The 316-nt window shown below is 73.4% G+C and carries 1 pseudogene; it reads left to right on the plus strand.

The window, feature by feature from the left end:
• Positions 1-189 precede the first annotated feature (189 nt).
• Positions 190-316: pseudogene (locus JHD82_RS29400) on the plus strand (TGS domain-containing protein); the annotation flags it as partial.

The following is a 316-nucleotide window of genomic DNA, read 5'->3' on the forward strand; positions in this document are numbered from 1 at the left end:
CCCCCCCCCCCCCCCCCCCCCCCCCCCCCCCCCCCCCCCCCCCCCCCCCCCCCCCCCCCCCCCCCCCCCCCCCCCCCCCCCCCCCCCCCCCCCCCCCCCCCCCCCCCCCCCCCCTTTTAATGCTCCGCCGACCACCGAGATCTACACTGTTCGCATTTCGTCGGCAGCGTCAGATGTGTATAAGAGACAGGTGCCACCGTGGTGGACTTCGCCTATGCCATCCACAGCAAGGTCGGCAACCACATGACGGCCGCGCGCATCAACAACGAGGAAGTGCCGCTGCGCACCGAACTCAAGAGCGGCGACGTGGTGCAGA

Origin of the sequence: Delftia sp. ASV31, assembly GCF_016428765.1 — a bacterium.
GTDB lineage: Bacteria > Pseudomonadota > Gammaproteobacteria > Burkholderiales > Burkholderiaceae_C > Comamonas > Comamonas acidovorans.